Origin of the sequence: Kitasatospora misakiensis, from assembly GCF_042656005.1 — a bacterium.
GTDB classification, from domain to species: domain Bacteria; phylum Actinomycetota; class Actinomycetes; order Streptomycetales; family Streptomycetaceae; genus Kitasatospora; species Kitasatospora misakiensis.
On sequence record NZ_JBHSOF010000009.1, the window covers coordinates 41,218 to 66,734 of the forward strand.

The window sequence follows — 25,517 nt, forward strand, 5'->3', positions numbered from 1 at the left end:
CACACCCCTCCAACAGCACCACGCGGCACCGGGGCCGCCCCCGCCCACGCCGGGGTCCGGTGGCGGCCCGCTCCACCCGTGCAACCGTGAGTCGAATCGTCCCCCTGTGCCACGCCTTCGTCACCTGGCTGCCAGGTCGGCTCGCCCACCCCAACCCCCTTTGACACTTGGGAGTGGACATGACCAGGATCCCCACGGAGCCCGGCACCACTGCAGACAGACCCATCGAGGACACCGAGGACGACGCCCCCACGTCGGTCCCGGCCCCGCCCGGCAACGCGCTGGACGCCTACTTCAAGATCTCCGCCCGGGGATCGACCCTCGCCAACGAACTCCGCGGCGGCCTCACCACCTTCATGGCGATGGCGTACATCATCCTGCTGAACCCGCTGATCCTCAGCGGCGCCGACGTCACCGGCGCCAAGCTGGACCACGCGGCGCTCACCACCGCCACCGCCCTCGCCGCCGCCGTCACCACCGTCCTGATGGGCGTGGTGGGCAATGTGCCGCTCGCCCTCGCGGCCGGCCTGTCCGTCTCCGGCGCCGTCTCGGCCCTGGTGGTGCCGCACACCACCTGGCCGCAGGCGATGGGCCTGTGCGTGATCTACGGCCTGCTGATCGTGCTGCTGGTGGTCTCCGGCCTGCGCGAGAAGATCATGAACGGCATTCCGCTGCCGCTCAAGCACGCCATCACCATCGGCATCGGCCTGTTCGTGACCGTCATCGGCCTCTTCAAGGCCGGGTTCACGCACACCGGCGGCCCCACTCCGCTCTCACTCGGCCCGGCCGGCGAGCTCACCGGCTGGCCGGTGCTGATCTTCTGCCTCACCCTGCTCGCCATCTTCGTGCTGACGGCCCGCAACGTGCGCGGCGCCATCCTCATCGGCATCGCCGGCGGCACCGTCGTCGCCGTGATCGTCAACCGGCTCGCCGACCTGCCCGCCGAGGCCTGGCGCAACTCCGCGCCGGTCTGGCCCGGTTCGCCGGTCGCCGCGCCCGACTTCAGCCTCTTCGGCGACGTCGACCTGTTCGGCGCCTTCGGCGGCAAGGGCCTGGGCGCGATCAGCGCCTCGGTCGCGGTCTTCACGCTCGTCCTGGCCGGCTTCTTCGACGCGATGGCCACCATCATCGGCGTCGGCACCGAGGCCGGACTCGCCGACAAGCGCGGCCGGATGCCCGGCCTGTCCAAGGCCCTGTTCATCGACGGCGCCGGCGGCGCGGTCGGCGGCCTGGCCGGCGCCTCCGGGCAGACCGTGTTCGTCGAGTCCGCGACCGGCGTCGGCGACGGCGCCCGCACCGGACTCGCCTCCGCCGTCACCGGCGGGCTCTTCGCCCTGATGCTGTTCTTCTCGCCGCTGGCCGCCATCGTGCCGGTCGAGGTGGCCTCCGCGGCCCTCGTCGTCATCGGCTCGATGATGATGAGCCAGGCCCGGCACATCGACTGGTCCGACCGCGAGGTGGCCGTCCCGGCCTTCCTGACCTGCGTGCTGATGCCGTTCACCTACAGCATCACCGCGGGCGTCGCGGCCGGCGTCATCTCCTACACGGTGATCAAGGCCGGCCGGGGGCGGTGGCGCGAGCCCGGGGCGCTGATGTGGATCCTCACCGGGGTGTTCCTCGTCTACTTCGCGCTCACCCCGGTCAAGTCCTGGCTGGGCGTGCACTGACCGGCCTCGCCGCCGAGGTGCCGCCGCCGGACGGGATCGTCCTCCCGTCCGGCGGCGGCACCGGCGGCACTCCCCTGCCCTCGACCGCACCGATTGACTACCCTCGAAAGCGCAAAGGAGCCCCGTCATGCAGGACATCGCCCAGCAACTGCTGGCCTGGCACGCGTCCGGCCGCTCCTTCGCCGTGGCCACGGTCGTCGGGGTCTCCGGCAGCGCACCGCGCGACCCCGGCGCCGCGCTCGCCGTCGACGCGGACGGCGAGGCGATCGGCAGCGTCTCCGGGGGCTGCGTCGAGGGCGCCGTCTACGAGCTCTGCCAGGCCGCCATGGACTCCGGCGAACCGGTGCTGGAGCGGTTCGGCTACAGCGACGAGGACGCCTTCGCCGTCGGTCTGACCTGCGGCGGGATCCTGGACGTCTTCGTCCAGCCGGTCCGCCCCGGGGCCGACCCGGCCTTCGACACCGGCCTCGCGCTCATCGCCGCCGGCACCCCCGTGGCACTCGCCCGGGTCGTCGCCGGACCGGCCGGGCTGCTCGGCGCCACCGTCGCCGTCACCGCCGACACCCACCACGGCGCCCTCTCCCCCGCCCGCCCGGTGCCCGCCGCCACCCCGCTGACGACCCGCGCCGCGCGGCACCTCGCGGCCGCCCCGCTGGAGCGGGCGGTCGTCGCCGAGGCCCGGGCCATGCTCGACGCCGGCCGCACCGGCCGCCTCGTCCTCGGCCTCGACGGGCGCCCCTGCGACGAGCGCGAGCAGGGCACCGTCACGCTCTTCGTCGAGTCGTACGTGCCCGCGCCGCGGATGCTGGTGTTCGGTGCGATCGACTTCGCCGCGGCCGTGGTGCGGATCGGCAAGTTCCTCGGCTACGACGTCACCGTCTGCGACGCCCGGCCGGTCTTCGCCACCGAACGGCGCTTCCCCGAGGCCGACCGGGTGGTCGTCGACTGGCCGCACCGCTACCTGGACTCCCAGCTGGACCGGCTGGACGGCCGGACGGTGCTCTGCGTGCTCACCCACGACGCCAAGTTCGACATCCCGCTGCTGGAACGCGCGCTGCGGCTGCCGGTCGGCTACGTCGGCGCGATGGGCTCGCGCCGCACCCACCGTGAGCGCGAGGCCAAGCTGCGCGAGGCCGGCCTGGGCGAGGCCGAGATCGGCCGGCTGCGCTCGCCGATCGGCCTCGACCTCGGCGCCCGCACCCCGGAGGAGACGGCCGTCTCCGTCGCCGCCGAGATCGTCGCCCACCGGCGGGGCGGCAGCTGCCTGCCGCTGAGCGCCGGGGACGGGCCGATCCACCACGACCTCGCGGCGACGGACGGCCGGGGCGACGGGCCTGGCGGGGCGGACGGGCCGCACCAGGCGGACGCCGGCCGGGAGCGGAAGCCGCACGCCGCCTGACGGGGCCGCTGCCCCGGCGGTTCAGCGCACCACGTTGTAGGCCTCGCAGATCATCGGCGTGCTGGTCGCCATCCCCACCTCGCGCAGGATCGGCAGCAGCACCGCCGAGAAGTGGTCGAAGGCCTCCCGGGACTCCCACACATCGGTGACGTGCCAGCCCGCGCCGTCCGGCAGCGGGCCCGCCGCGTGCGTCAGCAGACCGCGCACCGGCCAGTCCTCGGGACGGTTCAGCCCGGTGCCGCCGGTCAGCCGGTCCACCGACTCCTCGTACTGCTCCTGGGTAACCCCGGGAAGGTCGAACACCACGATGATCGCCATCGGAAGGCTCCTGTACCTGCGGCTCGTGTCCCGGCCGCTCGTGTCCCGGCGGCTTTGTGTCCCGGCGTTCGGGGCGGCCCGGCCGCCTCCCCCAGTGCAGCCCCGGACCGCCCGGACGGCCAACCCGGTACCGCCGACCGGGTGAATTGCGGGCCCCCCGGGAGCGCGGGACGCTGGAGGCGAGGACTCGTCCGAGCCCGGAGAGGGGCACCGCCATGCGCGTGCTGCTGGAGATCGAACTCGACACCCAGACGGCCAACAAGGCCATCACGGACGGCGCCATCATGGCCAAGTTCAACCAGATCATGGCCGACCTCAAGCCCGAGGCCGCCTACGCCTTCCCCCGCCACGGCCGGCGCTGTCAGATCGTCGTCGTCGACGTCCCCGACGAGGCCGCCGTGGTGCAGATCTGCGAGCCGTTCTGGTTGGAGTTCAACGCCCACATCGACATGCACATCTGTATGAACCCCGACGACCTGCGCGAGGGCCTGGGACGCGTCGCCGGCTGAGCTTCGCCGGCTAGTCCGAGACCGCCAGCTTCACGCCGAACCCCACCACCACCAGACCGGTCACCCGGTCCATCGCCCGGCGCGCCGCCGGGCGGCGCAGCCAGCCGCGCAGCGCCCGGGCGAAGCCCACCAGCACCGTCGACCAGACCAGCCCCTCCACGACGTGCACGGCCGTCAGCGCCACGCCGGCGGCGAAGTGCGGCGCCCCCGCCGGGATGAACTGCGGCAGCACCGCCACGTAGAAGACGCCCACCTTCGGGTTGAGCAGATTGGTCAGCAGACCGCGCCGCCAGCCGGCCGCCAGCCCGCCCGCGTCGGCGCGCTCCTCCTGCTCGTCCTGCTCGTCCGCGGCCCCGTCCTCGGCCCCGTCCCCGGGGTGCGCCCGGGCGCGGAGCATCCCGACGCCCATCCACACCAGGTACGCGGCACCCGCCCAGCGCAGGATCTCGTAGCCCAGCTGCGAGGCGGTGAGCAGCGCCGTCACCCCGGCCGAGGTGAGCGCGCCCCAGAGCAGCGTGCCGGTCTGGATGCCGAGCACCACGCCCCAGGCCTGCCGACGGCGGCCCAGCGCCGACGTCCGGAGGATCAGGGCGGTGTCGAGACCCGGGGTGAGCGTCAGCAGCCCCACGACGAGGGCGAAGGACCACAGGGCGGTCGTCATCTCCATGGCCCCCGATCGTACGGGGGGCGCGCCGGTTCACCGCAAGGGTTTCGGGCCGCTCGGGCCGGTTACGCCGTGTCGCGCACCCGCTCGGCCACCCGGCGGCCCTCCTGCTCGGTCGGGTCGAACTCCACCCGCTGCCCCTCGACGAGCGTCCGGTCGCCGCCGTCCGCCGCCACGATCGAGTCGTAGTACACGTACAGCGCCGGGCCGTCGTCGTCGGGGGTGATCAGGCCGTACCCATGGTCGGCGTGGTAGGACTGCACGATGCCGGTGGCCATCGGGGTCTCCTCGGGTCCGTAGTCGGCGCGGGGCCGGAGCCTCCCCCACGCCACCCATGATCGGTGCTGAACCGGCCGGGCGCACGCCCCGGCCCGAGCGGGAGGGGGGACGACGGCGGATGCGCACGGCCCGGGCGATCTCCCTGCTCCTGCTGCTCCAGGCCCGTCGCAGCATGACCGGTGCCGAGCTGGCCGCCGAACTGGAGGTCTCCGAGCGCACCGTGCAGCGCGACGTGCTGGCGCTGGCCGAGGCCGGGGTCCCGGTGTACGCCGACCGCGGGCGGGCCGGCGGCTACCGGCTGCTCGACGGCTACCGCACCCGGCTGACCGGGCTCGACCGGGCCGAGGCGGAGGTCCTGCTGCTGGCCGGGCTGCCCGGACCGCTCGGGGACATGGGCCTCGCCGATCCGGCCCTCGCCGCCCGGCTCAAGGTCGCCGGGGAGTTGGGCGAGGCGCCGTCCACCGGGGCGCGCCGGTTCCACCTGGACGCGCCGGGCTGGTTCCGCGACGCGCCCGTGCCGCCCCTGCTGGCCGAGGTCTCGCGGGCGGTGTGGGGCGGGCGGCTGCTGCGGGTGCGCTACCGGCGGCGGCCGGACGCCGACCCGGTGGAGCGGCTGCTGCGGCCCTCGGGACTGGTGCTGAAGGCGGGCGCCTGGTACCTGGTCGCCCGGCCGGACGGTGGCGGGGACAGCGCCGAGCACGGGGAGCACCGGGTGTACCGGGTCGACCGGCTGGTCACCGCCGAGGCCTCGGACCGTCGCTTCGCCCCCGACGAGGGCGACGAGGGCTTCGACCTGGCCGCGTTCTGGGAGGCCAAGGCGGCCGGGTTCGCCCGCTCGCTGCTCCGCGAGACGGTGATCGTCCGGCTCACTCCCCGGGGCGTCGAACGGCTGCCGCACCTGCTCGAACCGGTCGCCGTACAGGAGGCACTGGCCGGCGCCGGGCCGCCGGACGGGCACGGGAGGGTGACCGTCCGGCTGCCCGTGGAGTCGCTGGAGGTCGGCTACGAGGAGTTGCTGCGGCTCGGACCGGAGGCCGAGGTCCTGGAGCCGCCGGCCCTGCGCCGACGGCTGGCCGAGGCGGCGGCGCGCACCGCAGCCCTGTACGGGGCCCCGGCCGCCGACGCGCCGTGAGCCGGGGCTCCCCGCGCCGCCGCCGTCACCGCCGTCAGCGGTAGCCGGCCGGGTCCACCGGGCCGTCCGCGCCCTCCACGTCCACCAGGTAGCGCCAGGCGTCCGGGCGGCTGCCGTCCAGGTCGGTGAAGCCGTACTCCAGGGCCAGCCCGCCGCTGGAGAGGGAGGTGCCGTTGAACCGCGCCACGGCGGGGTCGGCGGCCAGCGCGGCCACCGCGCGGCCGACGTACGCCGTCGACTCCGAGATGCCGAACTGCGGCTCGGCGACCGTCGCCTCGCGCCAGGTCTCCTCGGTCACGCCGTAGTGCTCCAGCATCATCTCCGAGCGCATCCAGCCCGGCGTCAGCGCCACCGCCGTCCCCCCGCGCGGCGCCAGCTCGTGCCCCAGCGCGAACGCCATCCGCAGCACGGCGGACTTGGCGACGTCGTAGAAGAAGGAGTTCCGGTAGCGGGTCGCGTTGTACTCGGCGGTGCCGTCGGTCATCTCGACCACCAGCCCGCCCGGGCGGCGCACCAGCAGCGGCAGCAGGTGGTGGCTGGTGATCGCGTGCGTCTCGACGGCGAGGCGCAGCAGCCGCAGTCCGTTGTCCAGGTCGTGCTCCCAGACCGGGCGGTCCCAGGCGAACAGCTGCTCGCCGCCCCAGATGTCGTTCACCAGGATGTCCAGCCCGCCCTGCTCGGCCTCGATCCGCGCGGCGACCTTCGCGACCTCGGCGGGCACCAGGTGGTCGGCCCGCACCGCGATGCCCCGGCCGCCGGCCGCCGTCACCAGCTCGGCCGTCTCCTCCAGGGTCTCCGGCCGGTCGTACTCCGACCGGTGCCCCTCGGCGCTGCGCCCCGTCCCGTACACCGTGGCCCCGGCGGCGCCCAGCGCCACCGCGATCCCCCGCCCGGCCCCCCTGGTCGCCCCCGCCACCAGCGCGACCCTGCCCTTCAGCGGCTGCTCCGTCATCCCTCGCCCTTCCTCACGTGCCCCGGTGTCTCCACCCGTCTCACGATCGATCCTCCCCGGGAATCCCGACATCTCCTGTCGGGATTCCGGAGAAGGGTCAGAAGGGTCAGACGTATGGCGGCGGTACCATACCCATATGGCTCTCAAGCGCACGACCGTCTACGTCGAAGCCGAGGATCTCGCCGTGATCAAGGAGGCGGCGGCCCGGGAGGGGATAGCGGAAGCGGAGATCATCCGGGAGGGGATCCACCTCGCGGCGATGTCCCGGCGCAGGTGGGACGAACCGTTCTTCAGCCGGACCTACAAGCCGATCGGTGAGGCGACCGAGGACGACGTCCGGGCCGACAAGGCGGCGGCCTACGAGCAGACGAAGCAGGCCGCCGTTCTTCCCGAACGGAAGCAGGGCGCCGCGTGATCGTCGTGGTGGCGGGCACGTCCGGCCTGCTCGCGGCCCTCGACGAAGAGCACCCGGCCGGCGCCGCCGCACGGGAGGTCCTGGACCGCTCGGGCCTCCTGGTCCTCTCCCCCGTGCTGCTGAGCGAACTCGACCACCTGGCCCGGCGGATCCTGGGATTCGACGCGGCCCTCGACGCGGTCAACGACATCCTGCGACGGGTCCGGTCCGGACGGGCGGTGATGCCCGAGATCACCGCCGGAACCCTGGAGGCCGCGCAGGCCGTTCGAACCAGACAGCTGGATCTTCGCCTCGACCTCGCGGACGCCGTCAACATCGCCCTGGCCGCGCAGTTCCGCACCGACGCGATCCTGGCACTCGATCAACGAGACTTTCGAGCGGTCCGCCCGCTGACGGCCGAGCACAAGGCCTTCCGGATCCTGCCCTTCGACCTGTGATTCGGGTGACTCGGCTGATCCCATGGGCGGTCCTCCCGGCCGGCCTCAGTCCGCAGTACCCGGCGGGACGACCCAGCGGGTCGGCTGACCGGTCACGGCGGCGATCATGTCGTAGTCACCGTCGTAGTGCAGGACACTGACGCCGTGCCGCTCGGCTGTCGCGGCGATGAGGAGGTCGGCCACCGACAGGGCCCGCCAGTTGCCGGCCGTCGTCAACATGGCCTGAACCTCGATCGCCCGGTCCCACACCTCGTCCGGCGTCGGCAGCCAGTCGAAGCCCCGCAGGCCCTCCCGGATCCGATCGGCGTCGGCCTTGGACCGGGCGCTGTGCATGATCTCCAACTCGACGGCACCGCAGAGCGCGAGCCGCCCTTCGTTGAACAGCCGGTCGACCACGGCGCGCACCACCGGCTTGGGATAGCGGGCGAAGGCCGACTTGTCGATCAGGAACCGCTCACTCACCCCTGTCCACCGGCCCGGTGAGATCGGGCAGTCCGCCCTCGGCGAGCCAGTCGAGGAACCCCCGGCCCTTGCGTCGCTTGACGGCGTCCTCGAGGGCGGCGTTGACGGTCGCGACCTTGGTCGTCGTTCCGAAGATCTCGGCGGCTTCGGCCAGCAGGGCGTCATTGACGTCAATCACGGTACGGGCCATGGTCGACCTCCCAGAGCGGCGCAGACCTGCGATATCACCGTCGAGCCTATCCGATATCACAGGCCCGTGCGGCTGGCCTGCGCGGCTGGTCAGGTGACGTTGAGGCGGGCCGCGAGGCGCAGGAGGCCGGGGGCGAGGCGGCTGAGGAAGCGGGCGGCCTTCGCCTCGGGGGTGACGGGGACGACGGGGCGCCCGGTGCGGACGGCGGCGAGGATCGCGGTGGCCACCTTCTCCGGCGGGAAGCCGCGGCGGGCGTAGAGGCGGGCGGCCCGGGCCTGCTTGGCGGCCTGCTCCTCGGCCGTGGTGGCGGAGAAGGTGGAGGTGCGGGTGATGTTGGTGTTGACGAGGCCCGGGCAGATGGTGGAGACGCCGATGCCGTGGCCGGCGAGTTCGGCGCGCAGGCAGTCGGAGAGCATGAACACCGCGGCCTTGCTGGTGGCGTAGGCGGTGAGCGCCTTCGAGGGCAGGTACGCGGCCGCGGAGGAGAGGTTGACGATGTGGCCGCCCTCGCCGCGGTCGGCCATCAGGGTGCCGAAGGCGCGGCAGCCGTGGATGACGCCCCAGAGGTTGACGTCGAGGACCCGCTGCCACTCCTTCTCGGTGGTCTCCAGGAAGGTGCCGGAGTGGCCGATGCCGGCGTTGTTGACCAGCACGTCGGGCACGCCGTGCTCGGCGGCGACCTGCTCGGCGAAGGCGTCGACGGCGGCGCCGTCGCTGACGTCGACCCGGTAGGCGTGGGCGGCCGGGCCGAGCAGGCCGGCGAGTTCGGCGGTGCGGCGGGCCGCGTCGAGGTCCAGGTCGCAGACCACCACCCGGGCGCCCTCCTCGGCGAAGGCGAGCGCGGTGGCCCGGCCGATGCCGCTGCCGCCGCCGGTGACGACGACCAGCCGGCTGTCGCCGGGGGCACCTGCGCCTGAGTGGCCGGCCTCGGTACGGCTGATGTGCTCGCGGACCAGTCCGGCCACGGTGGTTCCCTTCTCCAGCAGTGCGGACCAGTGGGTGGCGCGCAGGGTCCGACGGGTCAGCCTGGGCACCCAGCACTCCAGTCCCTCGGAGAGGTAGCTGCCGACGTAGTGGTCCCCGGTGAGGGTGATCAGCTGCACCGGCACCTCGGTGGGGCGCTCGCGCGGGTGGCGCAGGGTCTGGCGCATGTTGGCCCGGTAGAGCTCGATGCCGCGCACCGCGTCCCGGCGGAGGGTGGGCTGCGGGTGGTCGGCGCGCGGGGTGACGCCCTCCAGGTCGCGCAGCACCCGGGGCCAGGCGCGGGCCAGGCCCAGCCGCCAGACGCCGGGCGCGAGGAAGGGCAGGTGGAAGGCGGTGATGTACCAGGAGTGGACGCCCTGGGCGAGCAGTTGCCGGAGGTGGCGCGGGGTGGGGCGGCGGAGGCGCTCGCGCAGCCAGAAGCCCAGGTGGTCGAGGCAGGGCCCGGACATCGTGGTGTAGGAGGCGAGGCGGCGTTCGGCGCCGGGGGCCGTGACGGCCTCCCAGGACTGGAGCGAGCCCCAGTCGTGGGCGACCACGTGCACCGGGCGGTCCGGGCTGACCGCGTCGGCGACGGCGAACAGGTCGGCGGCGAGCTGCTCCAGGCGGTAGCCGGAACGGTCGGCGGGCGCGGCGGAGGCGCCGGCGCCGCGCACGTCGTAGCGGACCACGTGGTGGTCGCGGGCGAGGTCGGCGGCGACGTCGTCCCAGACGGCGTGGGTGTCGGGGTAGCCGTGGACCAGCAGGACGGTGGGGGCGGCCGGGTCGCCCTGCTCGAAGACCGCGAGTGGGACGCCGCCGGAGTGGACGGTGCGGGGGCGGGTGGCGGGTGGGCGGGTGGCGCGGGCGCTCATCGGGCGGCTCCCTCAGGGGCGGCGGTCGTCGTGGTGGGGGTAGGGGCCGGCTCGGCCTGGGCGGCACTGCTCCACCGGCGGACGTGCGGGAGGTCGTCGTCGAGCCAGTAGGCGTCGTCCTCGGTCACCACCAGCAGTTCCTCGAACTTGATGCCGACCTCACGGAAGCCGATGTGCGGCTCCACGGCCCACAGCCCCGGGGTGGGCGCGTGCCGGGAGGAGCGGCCGTCCGCCCAGAGCGGGGAACGGCCGTGCAGGCGCTCGCTGATCAGCTCGCGGCCGAGCGTCTGGAGGGTCCGTACACCGAAGCCGAAGACGTTCACCCCGGCGGGGCCGCGGGCGGTCGTCCGGGTGACCTGGTGGCCGATCACCCGGCCCGGGTAGACGCGGTGGCGGTTGTCGTAGCCGTGCGCCTCGATCTGGGCGTCGACGGCCGCGTACACCTCGGCGAGCGGCCTGCGGGCACGGACCTCGGCGAGGATCAGCTCGCGGTAGACCTTGAGGTCGGCGGCCAGGCGGTCCCAGACGCGGTTCTCGCCGACCTTGCCGCCGTAGCCGATGTCGGCGGTGTAGCCGTCCACGACGGGGGCGCAGTCCAGCACGTACGGCATGCCCTCCTGGAGGCGGCGGTTGCCCGCGAAGAACTGCAGCGGGGTGTGGAAGTGGCGGAACGCCGTCCGGTCGCCGAACCAGGCGAACGGGATGTGGAAGAAGTCCTGCACGCCGGCGGCCACCAGACGGCGGCGCAACTGGGCGGTGGCCTGGCGCTCGGTGACGCCGGGTTCGATCCAGGCGGCGACCTGCTCGGCGCAGTCGTACGCCAGCTGTTGGGTCTCCCGGAAACGGGCGAGGTCGCGCTCGGTGAACGGGAAGGCGGGAGTGCGCGGCACGGCGGGGGCTCCTTCTGGGGCTTCGGCGGGCTTGCTCTAGAGATCCAGGACGAGGGTCTCGCCCGCGGCGGCGCGGGAGACGCAGGGCAACACCGCCCCGGCGGCGCGTCGTTCGGGGGTGAGGCGGCGGTCGCGGTGGTCCGGGGTGCCGGCCAGCAGGCGGACCTCGCAGGTGCCGCAGAAGCCCTGCCGGCAGGAGTACGCGAGATCGGGGCGGGCCTCGCGGAGCACGTCCAGGGCGGAACGGTCCGCCGGGACCGGCAGCTCGGGGCCGTCGGCGCCGAGCCGCACGGTGAACGGCGCGCCGCCGGTGACCGGGGCCGCGCCGAACCGCTCGAAGTGCAGGCCGACGGCGGGCGAGGCGTCGAGGGCGTGCTGGACGGCGGCCAGCATCGGGGCCGGTCCGCAGCAGTAGACGGCCGCGCCGCGCGGGGCGTGGGCGAGGAGTTCGGCGCCGGTGGGCGGGCCGCCGTGCTCCTCGTCGGTGCGCAGGTGGACGCGGGCCGGGTCGAGCGCGCGCACCTCGTCGGCGAACGGGAGGGTGTCGGCGCTGCGGCCGGTGTGGACCAAGTGCCAGTCCAGGCCGATCCGTTGGGCCTCGCGGGCCATCGGGAGCAGCGGGGTGATGCCGATGCCGCCGGCCAGCAGCAGGACGGCAGATTCGGCGCAGAAGGCGAAGCCGTTGCGCGGCCGGCGGGCGCTCAGCCGGGTGCCGGGGTGCACGGTGTCGTGGATCTCCACAGAGCCGCCACCGCCGTCGGGCAGGCGGCGGACGGCGATCCGGTAGGCGGAGCGCTCGGCCGGGTCGCCGCAGAGCGAGTAGTGGCGCTCGCGGCCCGAGGGGAGCGCGAGGAGCAGGTGGGCGCCGGGCTGCCAGGCCGGGAGGGCGGTGCCGGAGGGGTCGGCGAGGGTCAGTTCGACGGCGTCGGCGGCGACCGCGCGGCGGGCGGTGACGACCAGTCGCAGCGCCTCGGTGGGGCGGCTGAACGGGCGGCGCGGGTTGCGGCGCAGCAGCGGGCCCCCGAGGGCGGGGCTGTAGCGGTCGCCGAACGCGGTGAGGAAGCGGAAGAACGTGTCGGCGCGCGGGCGGCCGTAGAGATCGGGGGGCGGGGTGCGCAGGTCCATCCGGCGGGGTCCTTGGGTCCGGTGGCAGCCGACGGGTGGCGGCTGCCAGATTCGGGGAGCGGCTGACGGCTGACGGCTGACAATTGACAGCTGACAGATAACAGATAACAGATGACAGATAACGTCAGCTGTCATCTGTCAGCTGTTATCCGTCAGTCGTCAGCCGCCGGGCGCAGGCCGCGCCGGTCACCTACCGGCGGCGGCGCGGGCGGCCGGGGAGGTCGCGAGGTAGCCGAGGGCCTGGCTGGAGGAGCCCTCCTGGGTGGGGTGGTAGCCGGGCCGCAGGTAGCGCAGGCCGGAGCGGATCGACCGGATCGGGTCCGGCAGCAGGCCGCGCTTGGCGATCCGGCCGGTCTCGCGCCAGGTGGGCTTGAGTCGGCCGTCGAGGGTCGGGTCGGCGGCGAGCAGGAAGCGGGCGCCGCGCACCCAGAGGTGGACCAGCAGCGGTCCGGAGATGAGCATGCCGCGGATCCGGCGCGCGTAGCCGGGGTCGAGGTGGACCATCAGGTCGAAGGCGACGCTGCGGTGCTCGACCTCCTCGGCGCCGTGCCAGCGCAGCAGGTCGAGCATCGTCGGGTCGGCCTTGGCGCGGTCCAGGCCCGGGGAGTTGAGCGCCCAGTTACCGAGGAAGGCGGTGAAGTGCTCGATCGCCGCGACGAACGCGACCCGTTCGACGAGGTTCTCGCGCCGCCGGGCCGGGCTCAGTCCGGGCTTGTCGCCGAGGACGCGCCCGAACAGCCAGCTGACCTGCCGGACGTAGGGGCGCGGGTCGAGGCCCTGGCCGAGCAGGTGGTCGAGGACCTCCTGGTGCGCCTCGGCGTGGATGGCCTCCTGGCCGATGAATCCGAGGACCTCGTCGCGGAGTTGCTCGTCACGGATGAGCGGGAGAGCCTCCTTGAACACCTTCACGAACCAGCGCTCGCCCTCCGGGAGGAGCAGGTGCAGCACGTTGATGACGTGGGTGGCCATCGGCTCGTCGGGGATCCAGTGCAGCGGCAGCCCGGCCCAGTCGAAGTGGACGTCGCGGGGCTCCAGGACGAGGCCATCGTGCACCCGGGCGGCGGGCGGCGCGAGGGCGGGGACGGGGGTGGCGCTGGGCATGGAAGGGCCCTCCTGACCTGCGGGCGGCGGCTCGACCCGGCAAAACGTACTCGCGGGTAGCCCGCACCACAAGGCTTTCGGCACGCCTTATCGACGTCGAGTCTAATAAGTGCTGCGCGCCGCGCGGGCCACCGGGAAACGTTGGAAACGCTGGAAACACAGCAAACGCCGGAAACGCGAAGACCCCGCCGAAGCGGGGTCCCGTGGGCTCGCGAGGTGCCTCAGACCGCCATGGCCAGCATCAACGGCGCGGCGCGGGCGGCGAGCAGTTCGGCCGCGGCCTTCAGGCGGTGGACGTCGCCGACCGGCATCGAGGTGGCCAGGCAGCCGACCGTGCTGCCGGCGGTCACCGGTACGGCCGCGCAGACCGTGCCGAGCGCGTACTCCTGGATGTCCAGCACCGGCACGGTGGCCGGCTGGCGCTCCAGGCGGTGCATCAGCTGGTCGGCGTCGGTGACCGTCCGGGAGGTCAGCCGGGCCACCGGGTGCCGGGAGAGGTGGTCCCGCCGGCCGTCGTGGTCGAGCTGGCTGAGCAGGCACTTGCCGATCGCGCTGGCGTGCGCGGTGGCCCGGAAGTCCACCCACTCCTGTACCGCCGGCGCCTGGTCGGACGCCGAGACCGCCTCGACCGACAGCTCACCCTCGTGGTAGCGGACGAAGTACACCGCGGCACCCAACTCGTCCCGCAGATCGTCGAGTTTGCGTTCCATCCGGGCGCGCACCAGCTGTTCCCGGTTGTGCTGGCCGAGCAGCGCGAAGGTGCCGCCGAGCACCCAACCGCCGTCCTGGCAGCGGAGGTAGCCCTCGATCTCCAGGATCTCGGCGAGCCGGCGAACCGTCGGCAGGCCCAGGGAGGTCTCCCTGGCGAGGGTCACGAGGGTGGCACCACCGGGGTGCCGGTCCACCGCCTCCAGCAGTCTGAGGGCGTGCCGCAGCGAGGTGAACGCACCGGGCACCCCCTGCTCCGGTGCGGCGTGACGGCCCGGGGCTGGTGTCGACATGTCGTCCCCTTCCGATGTCCACCCGCTACGTGACCCGCGGGTAGGCTCCACCCTATCCACCACCCGCCTCGCCCATCCCCCTCTCGTGGAATATTCAGGCGGACGCGGTGAATCGCTTGACTGGCATATGCCCCGCCCCGCGCCTGCTCACGCCCACTCACCCCCGTGCGGCCCCGCAGAGCGCCCCCGCGCTCCCGGAGCCGCCCGGAGCCGCCCGGGGACGGGTGATCAGGACTCGTCGGCGGTCCGGAGCCTGGTGACGGCGGCCTCCAGACGGGCGCCGTACTCCTCGTCGGCGGCGTGGAAGTGGGCGAGGTTCCTCTCGACGATGTCGTCGCGGGTGACCTGGGCCAGCGCACCGGCCAGGTTCGCGATCAGCCGGCCCCGCTCGGCCTCCGACATCAGCCGGTAGAGCTCACCGGCCTGGAAGAAGTCGTCGTCCTTGGTGTGGGCCGGGGTCGGGTAGGTCCCGGTCCAGCCGGACAGCTCCGCCGGGGCGGCGAGCGCCGCGTCGGTCTGCGCCGGGCCGTCGTACGAGTTGGGCTCGTAGTTCTTGGCGCGGCCGGCCGGGTTGAGCGCGCTGAACCCGTCGCGGCCGTAGGTGGCCGCCTCGGTGGCGCGCGGGGCGTTGACCGGCAGCTGGGTGTGGTTGACGCCGAGGCGGTAGCGCTGGGCGTCCGCGTAGGCGAACAGCCGGCCCTGGAGCATCTTGTCCGGGGACGGGCCGATGCCGGGCACGAAGTTGTTCGGCGAGAACGCGGACTGCTCGACCTCGGCGAAGACGTTCTCCGGGTTGCGGTTGAGCACCAGGCGGCCGACCTTCACCAGCGGGTGGTCGGCGTGCGGCCACACCTTGGTGAGGTCGAACGGGTTGAAGCGGTAGTCGGCCGCCTCGGCGACCGGCATCAGCTGCACGTAGAGCGTCCAGCTCGGGAACACCCCGCGCTCGATGGCCTGGTGGAGGTCGCGCTGGTGGCTGTCGGCGTCGCCGCCGACCACCTCGGCGGCCTGCCCGGCGTCCAGCGAGCGGATGCCCTGGTTGGTCTTGAAGTGGTACTTCACCCAGTAGGCCTCGCCCTGCTCGTTGACCCACTGGTAGGTGTGCGAGCCGTAGCCGTTCATGTGCCGGTACGAGGCGGGGATGCCGCGGTCGCCGAACAGCCAGGTGATCTGGTGGGTCGAGGCCGGCGAGTGCGCCCAGAAGTCCCAGACGTTGTCGGCCTCCTGGACACCGGTGAACGGGTCGCGCTTCTGCGAGTGGATGAAGTCCGGGAACTTCAGCGGGTCCTTGATGAAGAAGACCGGGGTGTTGTTGCCGACGAGGTCGTAATTCCCCTCCTCGGTGTAGAACTTGACCGCGAAGCCGCGCGGGTCGCGCACCGCGTCGTTGGAGCCCAGGTTGCCCGCCACGGTGGAGAAGCGCAGGAACAGCTCGGTGCGCCTGCCGACCTCGCCGAGGAACGCGGCGCGGGTGTACCGCGACACGTCGTCGGTGACCTCGAAGTAGCCGTACGCGCCGGAGCCGCGGGCGTGCACGACCCGCTCCGGGATGCGCTCGCGGTTGAACCGGGCGAGCTTCTCCAGCAGGTGCTGGTCCTGGACCAGCAGCGGGCCGTACGCGCCGGCCGAGGCCGAGTTCTGGTTGTCGGCGACCGGGGCGCCGGACTCCGTGGTCAGGATCTTGGGCATGACGGGTCCTTCGGTGTCGATAAGGGTGGCGCGTGGAGAGGGATGTGACGAGGCATCAGGGCCGGCGCGGCGCCGCCGGATCAGATGCCGAGCAGCCGCCAGGCCGCCGAGCGGCGGCGGGAGGAGTGCTCGCCGTCGGGGCCGTCCGACGGGCTGAGCGCGGCGACGGCGGCGCGGGCCTCGGCCGGGCCGCCCAGCGGGCGGGCGGCGGCGAGTTCGGCGGCCTCGCCGGCGGTCAGACCGGCCTCGGTGAACGCGGCGACGGCCTCGGCGGCCGGGACGGCGTCGAACCAGCGCAGCGCGAGGGCGGCGCGGCCGGCCTCGGTGAGGCGGCCGGTGACCCGGAGGCGGGCGAGGCCGCCGTCCGGGTGGACGTTGATCCGCACATGGGTCACCGGACGGCGCGGGGTGAGGCGGAACCGGTGCCGGGTGTCGGGCTGCAGGCGGGTGCGCGGCAGCAGTTCGAACCAGCCGTCCCCGTCGGTGTCCGGGTCCCCGCCGGCGGAGGCGTCGTAGCCGACCAGGTCGGCCCAGCCGGGGGCGTTGGCGACGAAGTGGGTGGTGTCCACCTCGACGCCCAGGACCTCGCCGCCCCCGGCCAGGGCGATCCGTACCCAGTCGTTGCCCTTGTCGCGCCGACGCCGGGTCTCCCAGCCCTCACCCATGACGGAGGCGCGGCCGGGAGCGTTGAGGTTGTGCGGGGAGGAGTAGTAGCGGTCGGAGGCGGCCTCGGCGACACCGCCGTGCTCCTGGGCCGCCAGGTCGAAGCTGAGGCCGTCCAGTTCGCGCGGGTCGGGCAGCACCTCGCCGTGGACGCGGAGCCGGGCGACCCCGCCGTCCGGGAAGATGTTGAGCCGGACGTGGGTGAACCGGGCCTCGGAGCGCACCTCGAACTCGTGGGCGGTGTCGCCCCGGAGCGGGGTGCGCGGCAGGATCTCCACCCACTCGGCGGCCGCGACCTCGGCCGGCGAGGGGTGGCCGGGTATCGAGGCGGCCTCGACGGATGCGCTCTCGGGGTAGTTGCCGGTGAAGTGCGCGGTGTCGACGACCAGTCCGCGGATCACCCCGGCGGCGCCGAGCCGGACGACCGCCCAGTCGTGGTCCTCGTCGGTGGGGTGCGGCTGCTCGGCGCCGACGCCGCGGCGCCGGCGGGACTCCCAGCCGTCCATGATCTGGCCCTTGTGGCCGAAGGTGTGCGGGCGGAACTCCGCGGGTGCGGCGACCAGCAGGTTCTCGGCGTCGGCGAAGGTGTCCTCGTTGGTGGCGACGACGCCGGCGCCGAGGGCGCGCGAGGCGAGGTCGACCAGCTCGGTGAACGGGGCCCGGGGCGCGACTGCGGGGGCGGCGTTCGCGGAAGCACCGGGCGCGGGAGCACCGGAGGCGGGCGCACCGGGGGCGGGAACGCTCTGGGCGGGGACCGTGGTCACTGGAGCTCCTCGGACGGGGTGCGGGGGCGGGTGAGCTGTACGCCGAACGGTTCGCCGGCGGGGTCGACGACCCGGCCGCGCAGCCAGGTGGTGCGGACGGCGCCGGTGAGCGTCCGGCCCGCGTACGGGGTGACGGGGTTGCGGTGGTGCAGTTCGGCGGCGTGGACGGCGAAGGCGCCGTCCGGGTCGAACGCGACCAGGTCGGCGTCGTGGCCGACCGCGATGGCGCCCTTGCGCCCGGCGAGGCCGACCAGCCGGGCCGGGCCGGCCGACATCCAGCCGACCACGTCGGCGAGGGTGTGGCCGCGCCTGCGGGCCTCGGTCCAGACCGCCGGAAGGCCGAGCTGGAGGGAGGCGATGCCGCCCCAGGCCGCCGCGAAGTCCCCGCTGCCGCCGTGCTCGGGCAGCAGCTTGAGATCCGGGGTGGACGGCGAGTGGTCGGAGACGACGGCGATGAACTCCCCTGCCGCCAGGGCCTCCCAGAGCGCGTCGCGGTTGGCCTCGTCACGGATCGGCGGGCAGCACTTGAAGGTGGTGTCGCCGTCCGGGACCTGCTCGGCGGCGAGGGTCAGGTAGTGCGGACAGGTCTCCGCGGTGACTTTGACGCCCTCCGCCCGGGCCTGGCGCAGCAGCGGCAGGACGGCCGCCGAGGACACGTGCAGGACGTGCACCCGGGCGCCGGTGCGGCGGGCGGTGTCCAGCAGCCGGGCGACGGCGGCGGTCTCCGCGTCGGCGGGGCGGGAGGCGAGGAAGTCCCGGTAGTGGACGCCGGGTTGCTGCGGCGCGGCGGCCAGCACGGCCGGGTCCTCGGCGTGGATGATGGCCAGCGCCCCGAGCCGGGCCTGCTCGGCCAGCGCGGCTTCCAGCCCGGCCGCCTCCAGGTGCGGGAACTCGTCGACGCCGCTCGGCGCCAGGAAGGACTTGAAGCCGAACACACCGGCGCGGTGCAGGGGTTCGAGGTCGGCCAGGTTGTCCGGGACGGCGCCGCCCCAGAAGCCGAGGTCCACCCAGGCCTGGCCCTCGGCGGTCTTCCGCTTGGCCTCCAGTCCGGCGAGGGTGGTGGTGGGGGGCACCGAGTTGAGCGGCATGTCGACGATCGTGGTGACGCCGCCGGCCGCGGCGGCCCGGGTGGCGGTGGCGAAGCCCTCCCACTCGGTGCGGCCGGGCTCGTTGACGTGCACGTGGGTGTCGACCAGACCGGGCAGCAGGGCGGTGTCGCCGAGGTCGGTCACCTGGCGGTCGTCGGCCGGGAGGGAGCCGTGCGCGGCGATCCGCTCGATCTTCCCGTCCCGGACCAGCACGTCCGCGGGACGCTCGCCGTCCGGCAGGACCACCCGGCGGGAGCGGATCAGCGCGGTCTCGCTGAGGGGCGTGGGGGGCATGGGGGGACCTCCGAAGCCTGGATGGGGGTGTCTGAATTGAAGGGACGCGCCGAAGGATGGCCGGAGCCTAGGCCTGCCTTCAACAAAACGTCAATGGAGGAAAGTACGAGGGCGGCGCGAGTCGGCCAGTGGCTCCCGGGGTGCTCAGCGGCGTAGGAAGGCGACCGCGAGCCGCTCCCCCGCGACCTCGGCCAGCTCTCCTGCCCTGGTCATGCCGTCACCCGGCTGCTCGCCCAACTCGCTGAGCGCGTAGGCGGCGACGAAGCCGGCGGCCCGCCACTCGCGCTCGGACAGCTCCACCCGCCCCGCGACGGCGGCCGCCCGAACCCCCGCCCGAGCAGCCGCCGCGGCGACGCCGGCGGGGGCCTTGCCGTGGAGCGTCTGCGCGTCCAGACAGCCCTCGCCGGTGACGACGAGGCGTGCCCCACGCACCGCCTCGTCGAAACCCAGCAGGTCGAGCAGGAGCTCGATGCCGGGTCGCATGGTGGCGCCGAGCACGGCCAGTGCGGCGAAGCCGACCCCGCCCGCGGCTCCGGCGCCGGGGGCCTCCCGGACGTCCCGGCCGACGGTGGCGGCGACCACGTCGGCGAACCGGGTCAGACCTTCCTCCAGAACCACCAGGTCCTCGCCGCTCGCGCCCTTCTGCGGGCCGTAGACGGCGGCGGCGCCGCGCGGGCCGAGCAGCGGGTTGTCCACGTCGCAGGCGACGACCACCTCGACACCGTCCAGGGTGCGGGCCGACGGACCGAGGCCGATCCGGTCCAGTCGGCGCAACGCGGCGCCGCCGGGCGGCAGTTCGGCGCCCTCGGCGTCCAGCAGCGAGATGCCGAGCGCCTGGAGCATGCCCGCGCCGCCGTCGGTGCTGGCGCTGCCGCCGAGGCCGAGGACGATCCGCCGGGCGCCCTGGGCCACCGCCCGGCCGATCAGCTGGCCGACACCGTAGGAGCCGGCCGCGAGCGGGGCGGTCCGGCCGCCGGGGAGCCGGGCCAGGCCGGAGGCCTGCGCCAGCTCGACCACGGCGGTGGTGCCCCGGACGGCGAGCGCGGCGTCCACCGGCAGGCCGGTGGGACCGGCCACCTTGGTGGCGACCCTGGTGAAGCCGGCCGCGAGGGCGGCGGCCAGGGTGCCCTCGCCGCCGTCGGCGACGGGCAGTTCGCGCACCTCGGTACCGGGAGCGGCACGACGGATGCCGGCGGCGATCCGGGCGGCGGCCTCGGCGGCCTCCAGGGTGCCCTTGAACTTGTCGGGAGCTACGACCACATGGCCCTGGTGGGGGGTGGCGGGCATGGCGTGGGCCTCACTTCCGGACTGGTCTGCCGATGGTTCGTCAAGCATGGACCCGGACGCCCCGGGAAGCGGCTCCCTCCCCGCCGTTCCCCTCGTCCCGCTTCCGACGTACGAGGGGCTCCCCTCGGTGAGGGAGGGAGCCGGTGCGACGCGCCGGGCGGCACGACCGAAGTGCCCCCTGTGAGGGTGGGCGCGTCGCAGTCTGGTCGATCGGCGGGCGGGCGGATGAGCCCCGGCCCGCCCGCCGATCGGGTCTGAGGTCGGCCGACGCCTGGCGGCCGACGACTGACAGCTGACGACTGACAGATAACAGCTGACAGATTTCAGATAACAGATAACAGATTCTGTCAGCTGTCAGTCTGCCTCCCGGTGGCGCGGGCACGACCGGGCAGGTACACGCCACGGGGAGGAGCCCTGGGGGCCGGCGGGGCTACTTCACCTCGCGGCCGGAGAGCCGCTCGACGCCGCGCAGCAGCGCCGAGTGGTCGAGGGAGCCGTCGCCGTTGGACCGGGCGGAGGCGACCAGTTGGGCGACGACCGCGCCGACCGGGAGGGCGGCGCCGACGGCCCGGGCGGCGTCGGTGACGATGCCCATGTCCTTGTGGTGCAGGTCGATCCGGAAGCCGGGGGCGAACTCGCGGTTCAGCATGTTGGCCTTCTTGCGGTTCAGCACGGTCGAGCCGGCGAGGCCGCCGCCGAGCACGTCCAGCGCGGCGGCGAGGTCCACGCCCGCGTTCTCCAGGAAGACCACGGCCTCGGCCAGCACCTGGATGTTGGTCGCCACGATCAGCTGGTTGGCGGCCTTGACGGTCTGGCCGGCGCCGGCCGGGCCGACGTGGACCACGGTGGCGCCGAGCGCGTCGAACAGCGGCTTGGCCTCGGCGAAGTCCTCGGCGGCGCCACCGACCATGATCGACAGCACGGCCTCGACCGCGCCCGCCTCACCGCCGGAGACCGGGGCGTCCAGGGTGCGGATGCCCTTCTCCTTCGCGGCCGCCTCGACCTTGATCGAGGTCTGCGGGGTGATGCTCGACATGTCGATGACGAGCGTGCCGGCCCTGGCGTTCTCCAGGACGCCGCCCTCACCCAGGACGACCTGCTCGACGTGCGGGTCGGCCGGGACCATGGTGATCACGATCTCGGCGTCCTTCACCGCGTCGGCGATGCTGGTGGCGCCGTGGCCACCGGCCGCGACCAGGGCGTCGATCTGCGGCTGGGTGAGGTTGAAGCCGGTGACGTGGTGGCCGGCCTTGACCAGGTTGGCGGCCATCGGGCTGCCCATGATGCCGAGGCCGATGAAGGCGATCTTGCGGCTCATCGCGTCGTTCCTTCTGTTGCGTACGGGGGGTGCGGGGGGCGGGGAGGAGACCGTCAGCGGACGGCCGCGCGGTGCTCCCGCGCGAGCCACTCGAAGCTGTCGGCGCTGACGCCGGTGGACGGCCGGTACTCCAGGCCGATCCGGCCGGTGTAGCCGGCGGCGGTGAGGCGGGCGAAGAGGTCCTCGAAGTCCAGTTCGCCGGTGCCCGGCTCGTTGCGGCCGGGGGTGTCGGCGATCTGCACGTGGCCGATCCGGTCGGCGTAGGTGTCGATGACCGCAGCGAGGTCCTCGCCGTTGCGGGCCAGGTGGTAGAGGTCGCAGAGGAACTTCGCGTTGCCCAGGCCGGTGGCGGCGTTGACCTTGTCCACCACCTCGACCGCGGCGGCCGCGGAGACCAGCGGGTAGTCCGGGGACTCGGGCCGGTTCAGCGCCTCGACCAGCAGGATCGCGCCGATCCCGTGGGCGGCCCGGGCGGCGAGGACGAGGTTCTCCAGCGCGAGGGCGTCCTGCTCGGCCGGGTCGACGCCCTCGACGCGGTTGCCGTACAGCGCGTTGAGCGCCGGGGTGCCGAGCGAGGCGGCGAGCGCGACGGTGACCGGCACATTGGCCCGGAAGCGGTCGCGCTCGGACGGCACCGAGACGGCACCGCGGGCGCCCCAGCTCAGGTCGTCGAGGAAGTTGAGGCCGGTGAGACGGACGCCGGCGTCGGTGAAGGCCTTGCGCAGCGCGTCCAGTTCGGCCTCGGACGGGTCGTACTGCTCGCCGAACGGCCACCACAGCTCGGCGGCGGTGAACCCGGCGGCGGCGGCTGCGGCCGGGCGCTCCAGCAGCGGGAGTTCGCCGAACAGGATCGACAGGTTGACCGTGAAGCTGTGCCGGGCGGCAGCGCTCGGTTCGGCGGCCACGTCCATCACCTCGTATCTCTCTTCCGTCATTCGACTTCCACAACGCGGAAGAAGGATTCTGTCTAGTGGAAGCATCTCCAGGCCATCGAGCGACTGTCAAGGCATCTGCAACAAATTGTTGAAGCGCTCCGCCACAGGCCGCTCGCTAGAGTGAGCGCGTGCGATTGATGGTGGAGTTCACGACAGAACCGTTCGAACTGGACACGTTCCCGCCGCACGCCGTGGCGGCCCGCAAGGCGGTCGACGAGGCGGGCCTCGCCGTCGCGGTCGGCCCGTTCGGCACCGGCGCCGAGGGCGAGGCGGACCAGGTTCTGGCCGCCGTGTCCAAGCTGCTCCGGGAGAGCCTGGACGCCGGCGCGACCCGGATCTCGGTCCAGGTCAGCGTCCTCGACGAGACCGAAACCGGAAGCGAGCCCGCGCCCGGGACCGAAAACAAGCCCGGGACCGGGAGAACCGCGGAGGGCGGTACGCCGTGACCGAACAGCCGCAACACCCGCTCGCCGCGGCGATCAAGCCGCTGCTGGACGCGATCGGCGCGACGCCCGTCCCGCTGGACGAGGCGAAGCCCGAGGACGTCCTCCTGGAGTGGGAGGGCGAGCGCGCGCTGGCCGTCCGCCTGCCGCACCTGAGCAGCGCGCTGGACCGCATGCTGGCCGAGATGACCCGGCAGTTCGACGGCCGGCCGTTGACCGAGCTGGACCGCTGGGAGAAGCAGCGCGTGGTCGCGTTGCTGGAGGAGCGCGGCGCGTTCACCGTCCGTCACGGCGTCGAGACGGTCGCCACGGCGCTCGGCGTCAGCCGCTTCACCGTGTACAACTACCTCAACCGCCAGGACAGCTCGAAGCCGAACTGACCCCTCCCGCAAGAGGCCCCGGAAGAGGCCCCGCAGGAGGCTTCACAGGAGACCCCAGAGGGGTACGCCCCGCCGGTCGGGCCAGTCTGGCCCGGCTCCCGGCGGGGCACACTTGTCTCATCACACACGAAACACCCCGGCAACGAGGGCCGTCGCAAAACGTAACCACCAACCGTTCAACAAAGTGTTGACGGCCTGATCCCACCGATCTAGCTTGTGCGGGTGGCACCACTCTCCAGGAGGTCCACTCGTGACCAACCACCCCCACGCCCTTGACGCCCTGGCGGCGACCGACACCGCCGAGCTGAGGGAGCTCCTGCTGGACGTCTGCACCAGCCCCGCCTGGGCCGACGCCGTCGTAGCGGCCCGCCCGTGGAAGGATCGCCGGGCCCTGCTCGACGCCAACGCCAAGGCGATGGCCGGGCTCTCCGTCGCCGACCTGCACGAGGCGATGGCCGGCCACGCCCGGATCGGCGCGCCCAAACCGGGCGACGCCACCTCCGAGCGCGAGCAGGCCGGCGTCCACGGGGCCGACGAGGCCCTGCTCGACGAGCTGCGCCGCGCCAACGCCGCCTACGAGGCCAAGTTCGGCCATGTGTTCCTGATCTGCGCGACCGGCCGCACCGCGGCCACCATGCTCGCCGCCCTGCGCGAGCGCCGGCCCAACGACCCCGCCACCGAGGCGGAGATCGTCCGGGGCGAGCTGCTCAAGATCAATGACATCCGCATCAACCGTCTGCTCGACGACAACTGACGATCGTTCGGAGGAAGGAGAAATCCGACGGTCCGTCAGATATCACCGACGCAGCACGTCCGCTCCCTCCGCACCACCTCTGCCCTCAGTAAGGTCACCTCACCCATGACTGGCATCTCCACCCACGTGCTCGACACCAGTCTCGGCCGCCCGGCCGAGGGCGTGCCGGTCGAGCTCGCACTGCACACCGAGGGTGGCTGGCAGGTGCTCGGCACCTCCGCCACGGACTCCGACGGCCGGGCCAAGGACCTGCCGGCCGTGGAGGCGGGCTCGGTCGTCCGGCTGGTCTTCGACACCGCCGCGTACTACGCGCGGAAGTCCGAGGAGCCGCCGTTCTTCCCCGAGGTCTCGATCGTCTTCACGGTCGCGCCCGCGCAGCACCACTACCACGTGCCGTTGCTGCTGAACCCGTTCGGATACTCGGTCTACCGCGGAAGCTAGACCGATCGATTGATATGGGAGCCATCTCATGGCCCACGTGCTCGGTCAGAACCAGTACGGCAAGGCGGAGAACCGCATCGTCCGCGTCTACCGCGACTCGACCCGCCACGAGATCAAGGACCTGAACGTCTCGGTCGCCCTCTCCGGCGAGTTCGACGACGTCCACCTCACCGGCTCGAACGCCAACTGCCTGCCCACCGACACCACCAAGAACACCGTCTTCGCCTTCGCCAAGGAGTACGGGATCGACTCGGCCGAGGCCTTCGGCATCCTCCTGGCCCGGCACTTCGTCGACGACACCGAGCGCGGAGTCGTGCACCGGGCCCGGATCCGGATCGAGGAGTACACCTGGGACCGGATCCGCACCCCCGACGACAACGCCCGTTTCATAGGCTCGGAGGAGGCCGGCCACTCCTTCGGCCACTCCTTCGTCCGCAACGGCCAGGAGGTCCGCACCAGCGAGATCGTCTACGACGGCGAGTCCGTCCAGGTGATCTCCGGGCTCAAGGACCTGGTCGTCCTGAACTCCACCAACTCGGAGTTCTGGGGCTACATCAAGGACAAGTACACCACCCTCCAGGAGGCGTACGACCGGATCCTCGCGACCCAGGTCACCGCCCGCTGGAAGTACGGCTTCACCGGCCGTGACGACGAGGCCCAGCCCAACTGGAACCGCTGCTACACCCACGTCAAGCGGCACCTGCTGGAGGCCTTCGCCGAGACCTACTCCTACTCGCTGCAGCAGACCCTGCACGCGATGGGGACCCGCGTGCTGAACAACCGCGCCGAGGTGGACGAGGTACGCCTCGAACTCCCCAACAAGCACCACTTCCTGGTCGACCTGGAGCCGTTCGGCCTCAAGAACGAGAACGAGGTGTACTACGCCGCCGACCGGATGTACGGCCTCATCGAGGGCACGGTGCACCGCGAGGGCGTCGTCCCGGTGATCCCGGTCGTCTGACCCGCCGACTCCCCCACCGCGCCATCCACCGCTCCACCCATTGCTCCAGCACCATCGCTTCTCCACCCCCCACACCCATCGGAGACCGTGCCCACCCTCGCGGCGGCCGGCCCGGGGAGCTGGA

Annotated in this window: 27 protein-coding genes and 1 pseudogene; 11 read left to right on the forward strand and 17 right to left on the reverse strand. The window is 73.3% G+C overall.

What is annotated here, in order from left to right; all coding sequences use genetic code 11:
- Positions 1-179: 179 nt before the first annotated feature.
- Both ACFP3U_RS09920 and ACFP3U_RS09925 read left to right on the forward strand, forming a co-directional pair.
- On the forward strand, positions 180-1,667 hold the full coding sequence (locus ACFP3U_RS09920) for an NCS2 family permease (protein WP_380224949.1): 1,488 nt from the start codon (positions 180-182) through the stop codon (positions 1,665-1,667).
- 127 nt (positions 1,668-1,794) lie between these two features.
- Positions 1,795-3,066 (forward strand): XdhC family protein, encoded by a 1,272-nt coding sequence (locus ACFP3U_RS09925; RefSeq protein WP_380224950.1) that lies wholly within the window; start codon positions 1,795-1,797, stop codon positions 3,064-3,066.
- A gap of 21 nt (positions 3,067-3,087) precedes the next feature.
- Here ACFP3U_RS09925 and ACFP3U_RS09930 read toward each other — a convergent pair whose 3' ends face one another.
- A complete protein-coding gene (locus ACFP3U_RS09930; protein ID WP_380224951.1) occupies positions 3,088-3,384 on the reverse strand; it encodes a hypothetical protein in 297 nt (98 codons plus the stop codon).
- Positions 3,385-3,599: 215 nt separating this feature from the next.
- Between ACFP3U_RS09930 and ACFP3U_RS09935 the strand changes: the two genes are divergently transcribed.
- On the forward strand, positions 3,600-3,893 hold the full coding sequence (locus ACFP3U_RS09935; protein WP_380224952.1) for a hypothetical protein: 294 nt from the start codon (positions 3,600-3,602) through the stop codon (positions 3,891-3,893).
- Positions 3,894-3,903: 10 nt separating this feature from the next.
- On the opposite strand, the gene ACFP3U_RS09940 is transcribed toward ACFP3U_RS09935, so the two are convergent.
- On the reverse strand, positions 3,904-4,560 hold the full coding sequence (locus ACFP3U_RS09940) for a LysE family translocator (protein WP_380224953.1): 657 nt from the start codon (positions 4,558-4,560) through the stop codon (positions 3,904-3,906).
- Between the two features lie 62 nt (positions 4,561-4,622).
- Complete coding sequence (locus tag ACFP3U_RS09945; protein WP_380224954.1) at positions 4,623-4,835, reverse strand: cold-shock protein; 213 nt, start codon at positions 4,833-4,835, stop codon at positions 4,623-4,625.
- A 119-nt stretch (positions 4,836-4,954) separates the two neighbouring features.
- On the opposite strand from ACFP3U_RS09945, the gene ACFP3U_RS09950 reads away from it, so the two are divergent.
- Positions 4,955-5,968: a helix-turn-helix transcriptional regulator gene (locus ACFP3U_RS09950; RefSeq protein ID WP_380224955.1), complete on the forward strand. Its 1,014-nt coding sequence runs from the start codon at positions 4,955-4,957 to the stop codon at positions 5,966-5,968.
- 34 nt (positions 5,969-6,002) lie between these two features.
- On the opposite strand, the gene ACFP3U_RS09955 is transcribed toward ACFP3U_RS09950, so the two are convergent.
- Positions 6,003-6,920: an SDR family oxidoreductase gene (locus ACFP3U_RS09955; RefSeq protein ID WP_380224956.1), complete on the reverse strand. Its 918-nt coding sequence runs from the start codon at positions 6,918-6,920 to the stop codon at positions 6,003-6,005.
- A 136-nt stretch (positions 6,921-7,056) separates the two neighbouring features.
- On the opposite strand from ACFP3U_RS09955, the gene ACFP3U_RS09960 reads away from it, so the two are divergent.
- Positions 7,057-7,335, forward strand: a complete 279-nt coding sequence (locus ACFP3U_RS09960; protein WP_380224957.1) for a hypothetical protein — start codon at positions 7,057-7,059, stop codon at positions 7,333-7,335.
- A complete protein-coding gene (locus ACFP3U_RS09965) occupies positions 7,332-7,772 on the forward strand; it encodes a PIN domain-containing protein (protein WP_380224958.1) in 441 nt (146 codons plus the stop codon). The genes ACFP3U_RS09960 and ACFP3U_RS09965 overlap by 4 nt, the downstream gene beginning before the upstream one ends.
- A 45-nt stretch (positions 7,773-7,817) precedes the next feature.
- Here ACFP3U_RS09965 and ACFP3U_RS09970 read toward each other — a convergent pair whose 3' ends face one another.
- From ACFP3U_RS09970 to ACFP3U_RS10030, 13 genes and pseudogenes are all read right to left on the reverse strand, one after another.
- On the reverse strand, positions 7,818-8,234 hold the full coding sequence (locus ACFP3U_RS09970; protein WP_380224959.1) for a PIN domain nuclease: 417 nt from the start codon (positions 8,232-8,234) through the stop codon (positions 7,818-7,820).
- Positions 8,227-8,424 carry a type II toxin-antitoxin system VapB family antitoxin gene (locus ACFP3U_RS09975; RefSeq protein ID WP_380224960.1) on the reverse strand — a complete coding sequence of 66 codons (198 nt, stop codon included), beginning with the start codon at positions 8,422-8,424 and terminating at the stop codon, positions 8,227-8,229. The genes ACFP3U_RS09970 and ACFP3U_RS09975 overlap by 8 nt, the downstream gene beginning before the upstream one ends.
- Before the next feature lie 89 nt (positions 8,425-8,513).
- The gene (locus ACFP3U_RS09980) at positions 8,514-10,259 is read right to left on the reverse strand and encodes an SDR family oxidoreductase (RefSeq protein ID WP_380224961.1); all 1,746 of its coding nucleotides are present in this window, start codon (positions 10,257-10,259) and stop codon (positions 8,514-8,516) included.
- Complete coding sequence (locus ACFP3U_RS09985; RefSeq protein WP_380224962.1) at positions 10,256-11,149, reverse strand: M24 family metallopeptidase; 894 nt, start codon at positions 11,147-11,149, stop codon at positions 10,256-10,258. Before ACFP3U_RS09985 ends, ACFP3U_RS09980 begins: the two co-directional genes overlap by 4 nt.
- A gap of 36 nt (positions 11,150-11,185) precedes the next feature.
- Entirely contained in the window at positions 11,186-12,274 is a 1,089-nt protein-coding gene (locus ACFP3U_RS09990; protein WP_380224963.1) for a PDR/VanB family oxidoreductase, read from the reverse strand.
- 186 nt (positions 12,275-12,460) lie between these two features.
- A complete protein-coding gene (locus ACFP3U_RS09995; RefSeq protein WP_380224964.1) occupies positions 12,461-13,375 on the reverse strand; it encodes a metal-dependent hydrolase in 915 nt (304 codons plus the stop codon).
- Positions 13,376-13,596: 221 nt separating this feature from the next.
- Positions 13,597-14,376, reverse strand: a complete 780-nt coding sequence (locus tag ACFP3U_RS10000) for an IclR family transcriptional regulator (RefSeq protein WP_380224965.1) — start codon at positions 14,374-14,376, stop codon at positions 13,597-13,599.
- Positions 14,377-14,604: 228 nt separating this feature from the next.
- On the reverse strand, positions 14,605-16,065 hold the full coding sequence (locus ACFP3U_RS10005; RefSeq protein WP_380224966.1) for a catalase: 1,461 nt from the start codon (positions 16,063-16,065) through the stop codon (positions 14,605-14,607).
- A 293-nt stretch (positions 16,066-16,358) separates the two neighbouring features.
- Positions 16,359-17,372, reverse strand: a pseudogene (gene alc, locus ACFP3U_RS10010) (allantoicase); the annotation flags it as partial.
- Between the two features lie 116 nt (positions 17,373-17,488).
- Positions 17,489-18,874 (reverse strand): allantoinase AllB, encoded by a 1,386-nt coding sequence (gene allB, locus ACFP3U_RS10015; protein WP_380224967.1) that lies wholly within the window; start codon positions 18,872-18,874, stop codon positions 17,489-17,491.
- Positions 18,875-19,018: 144 nt separating this feature from the next.
- Positions 19,019-20,161: a glycerate kinase gene (locus ACFP3U_RS10020; RefSeq protein ID WP_380224968.1), complete on the reverse strand. Its 1,143-nt coding sequence runs from the start codon at positions 20,159-20,161 to the stop codon at positions 19,019-19,021.
- A 430-nt stretch (positions 20,162-20,591) separates the two neighbouring features.
- Positions 20,592-21,479, reverse strand: a complete 888-nt coding sequence (locus tag ACFP3U_RS10025) for a 2-hydroxy-3-oxopropionate reductase (protein ID WP_380224969.1) — start codon at positions 21,477-21,479, stop codon at positions 20,592-20,594.
- A gap of 53 nt (positions 21,480-21,532) precedes the next feature.
- Positions 21,533-22,390, reverse strand: a complete 858-nt coding sequence (locus tag ACFP3U_RS10030) for a TIM barrel protein (RefSeq protein WP_380225070.1) — start codon at positions 22,388-22,390, stop codon at positions 21,533-21,535.
- A gap of 161 nt (positions 22,391-22,551) precedes the next feature.
- Between ACFP3U_RS10030 and ACFP3U_RS10035 the strand changes: the two genes are divergently transcribed.
- The 5 genes from ACFP3U_RS10035 (at position 22,552) to pucL (ending at position 25,393) form a co-directional block, all read left to right on the forward strand.
- Positions 22,552-22,860, forward strand: a complete 309-nt coding sequence (locus tag ACFP3U_RS10035; RefSeq protein ID WP_380225071.1) for a thiamine-binding protein — start codon at positions 22,552-22,554, stop codon at positions 22,858-22,860.
- Positions 22,857-23,237: a helix-turn-helix domain-containing protein gene (locus ACFP3U_RS10040; RefSeq protein WP_380224970.1), complete on the forward strand. Its 381-nt coding sequence runs from the start codon at positions 22,857-22,859 to the stop codon at positions 23,235-23,237. Before ACFP3U_RS10035 ends, ACFP3U_RS10040 begins: the two co-directional genes overlap by 4 nt.
- Positions 23,238-23,487: 250 nt before the next feature.
- Positions 23,488-23,991, forward strand: a complete 504-nt coding sequence (gene uraD / locus ACFP3U_RS10045; protein ID WP_380224973.1) for a 2-oxo-4-hydroxy-4-carboxy-5-ureidoimidazoline decarboxylase — start codon at positions 23,488-23,490, stop codon at positions 23,989-23,991.
- A 105-nt stretch (positions 23,992-24,096) separates the two neighbouring features.
- Positions 24,097-24,432 (forward strand): hydroxyisourate hydrolase, encoded by a 336-nt coding sequence (uraH, locus tag ACFP3U_RS10050; protein WP_380224975.1) that lies wholly within the window; start codon positions 24,097-24,099, stop codon positions 24,430-24,432.
- 28 nt (positions 24,433-24,460) lie between these two features.
- Complete coding sequence (gene pucL / locus ACFP3U_RS10055) at positions 24,461-25,393, forward strand: factor-independent urate hydroxylase (protein ID WP_380224976.1); 933 nt, start codon at positions 24,461-24,463, stop codon at positions 25,391-25,393.
- The last annotated feature ends 124 nt before the right edge of the window (positions 25,394-25,517 follow it).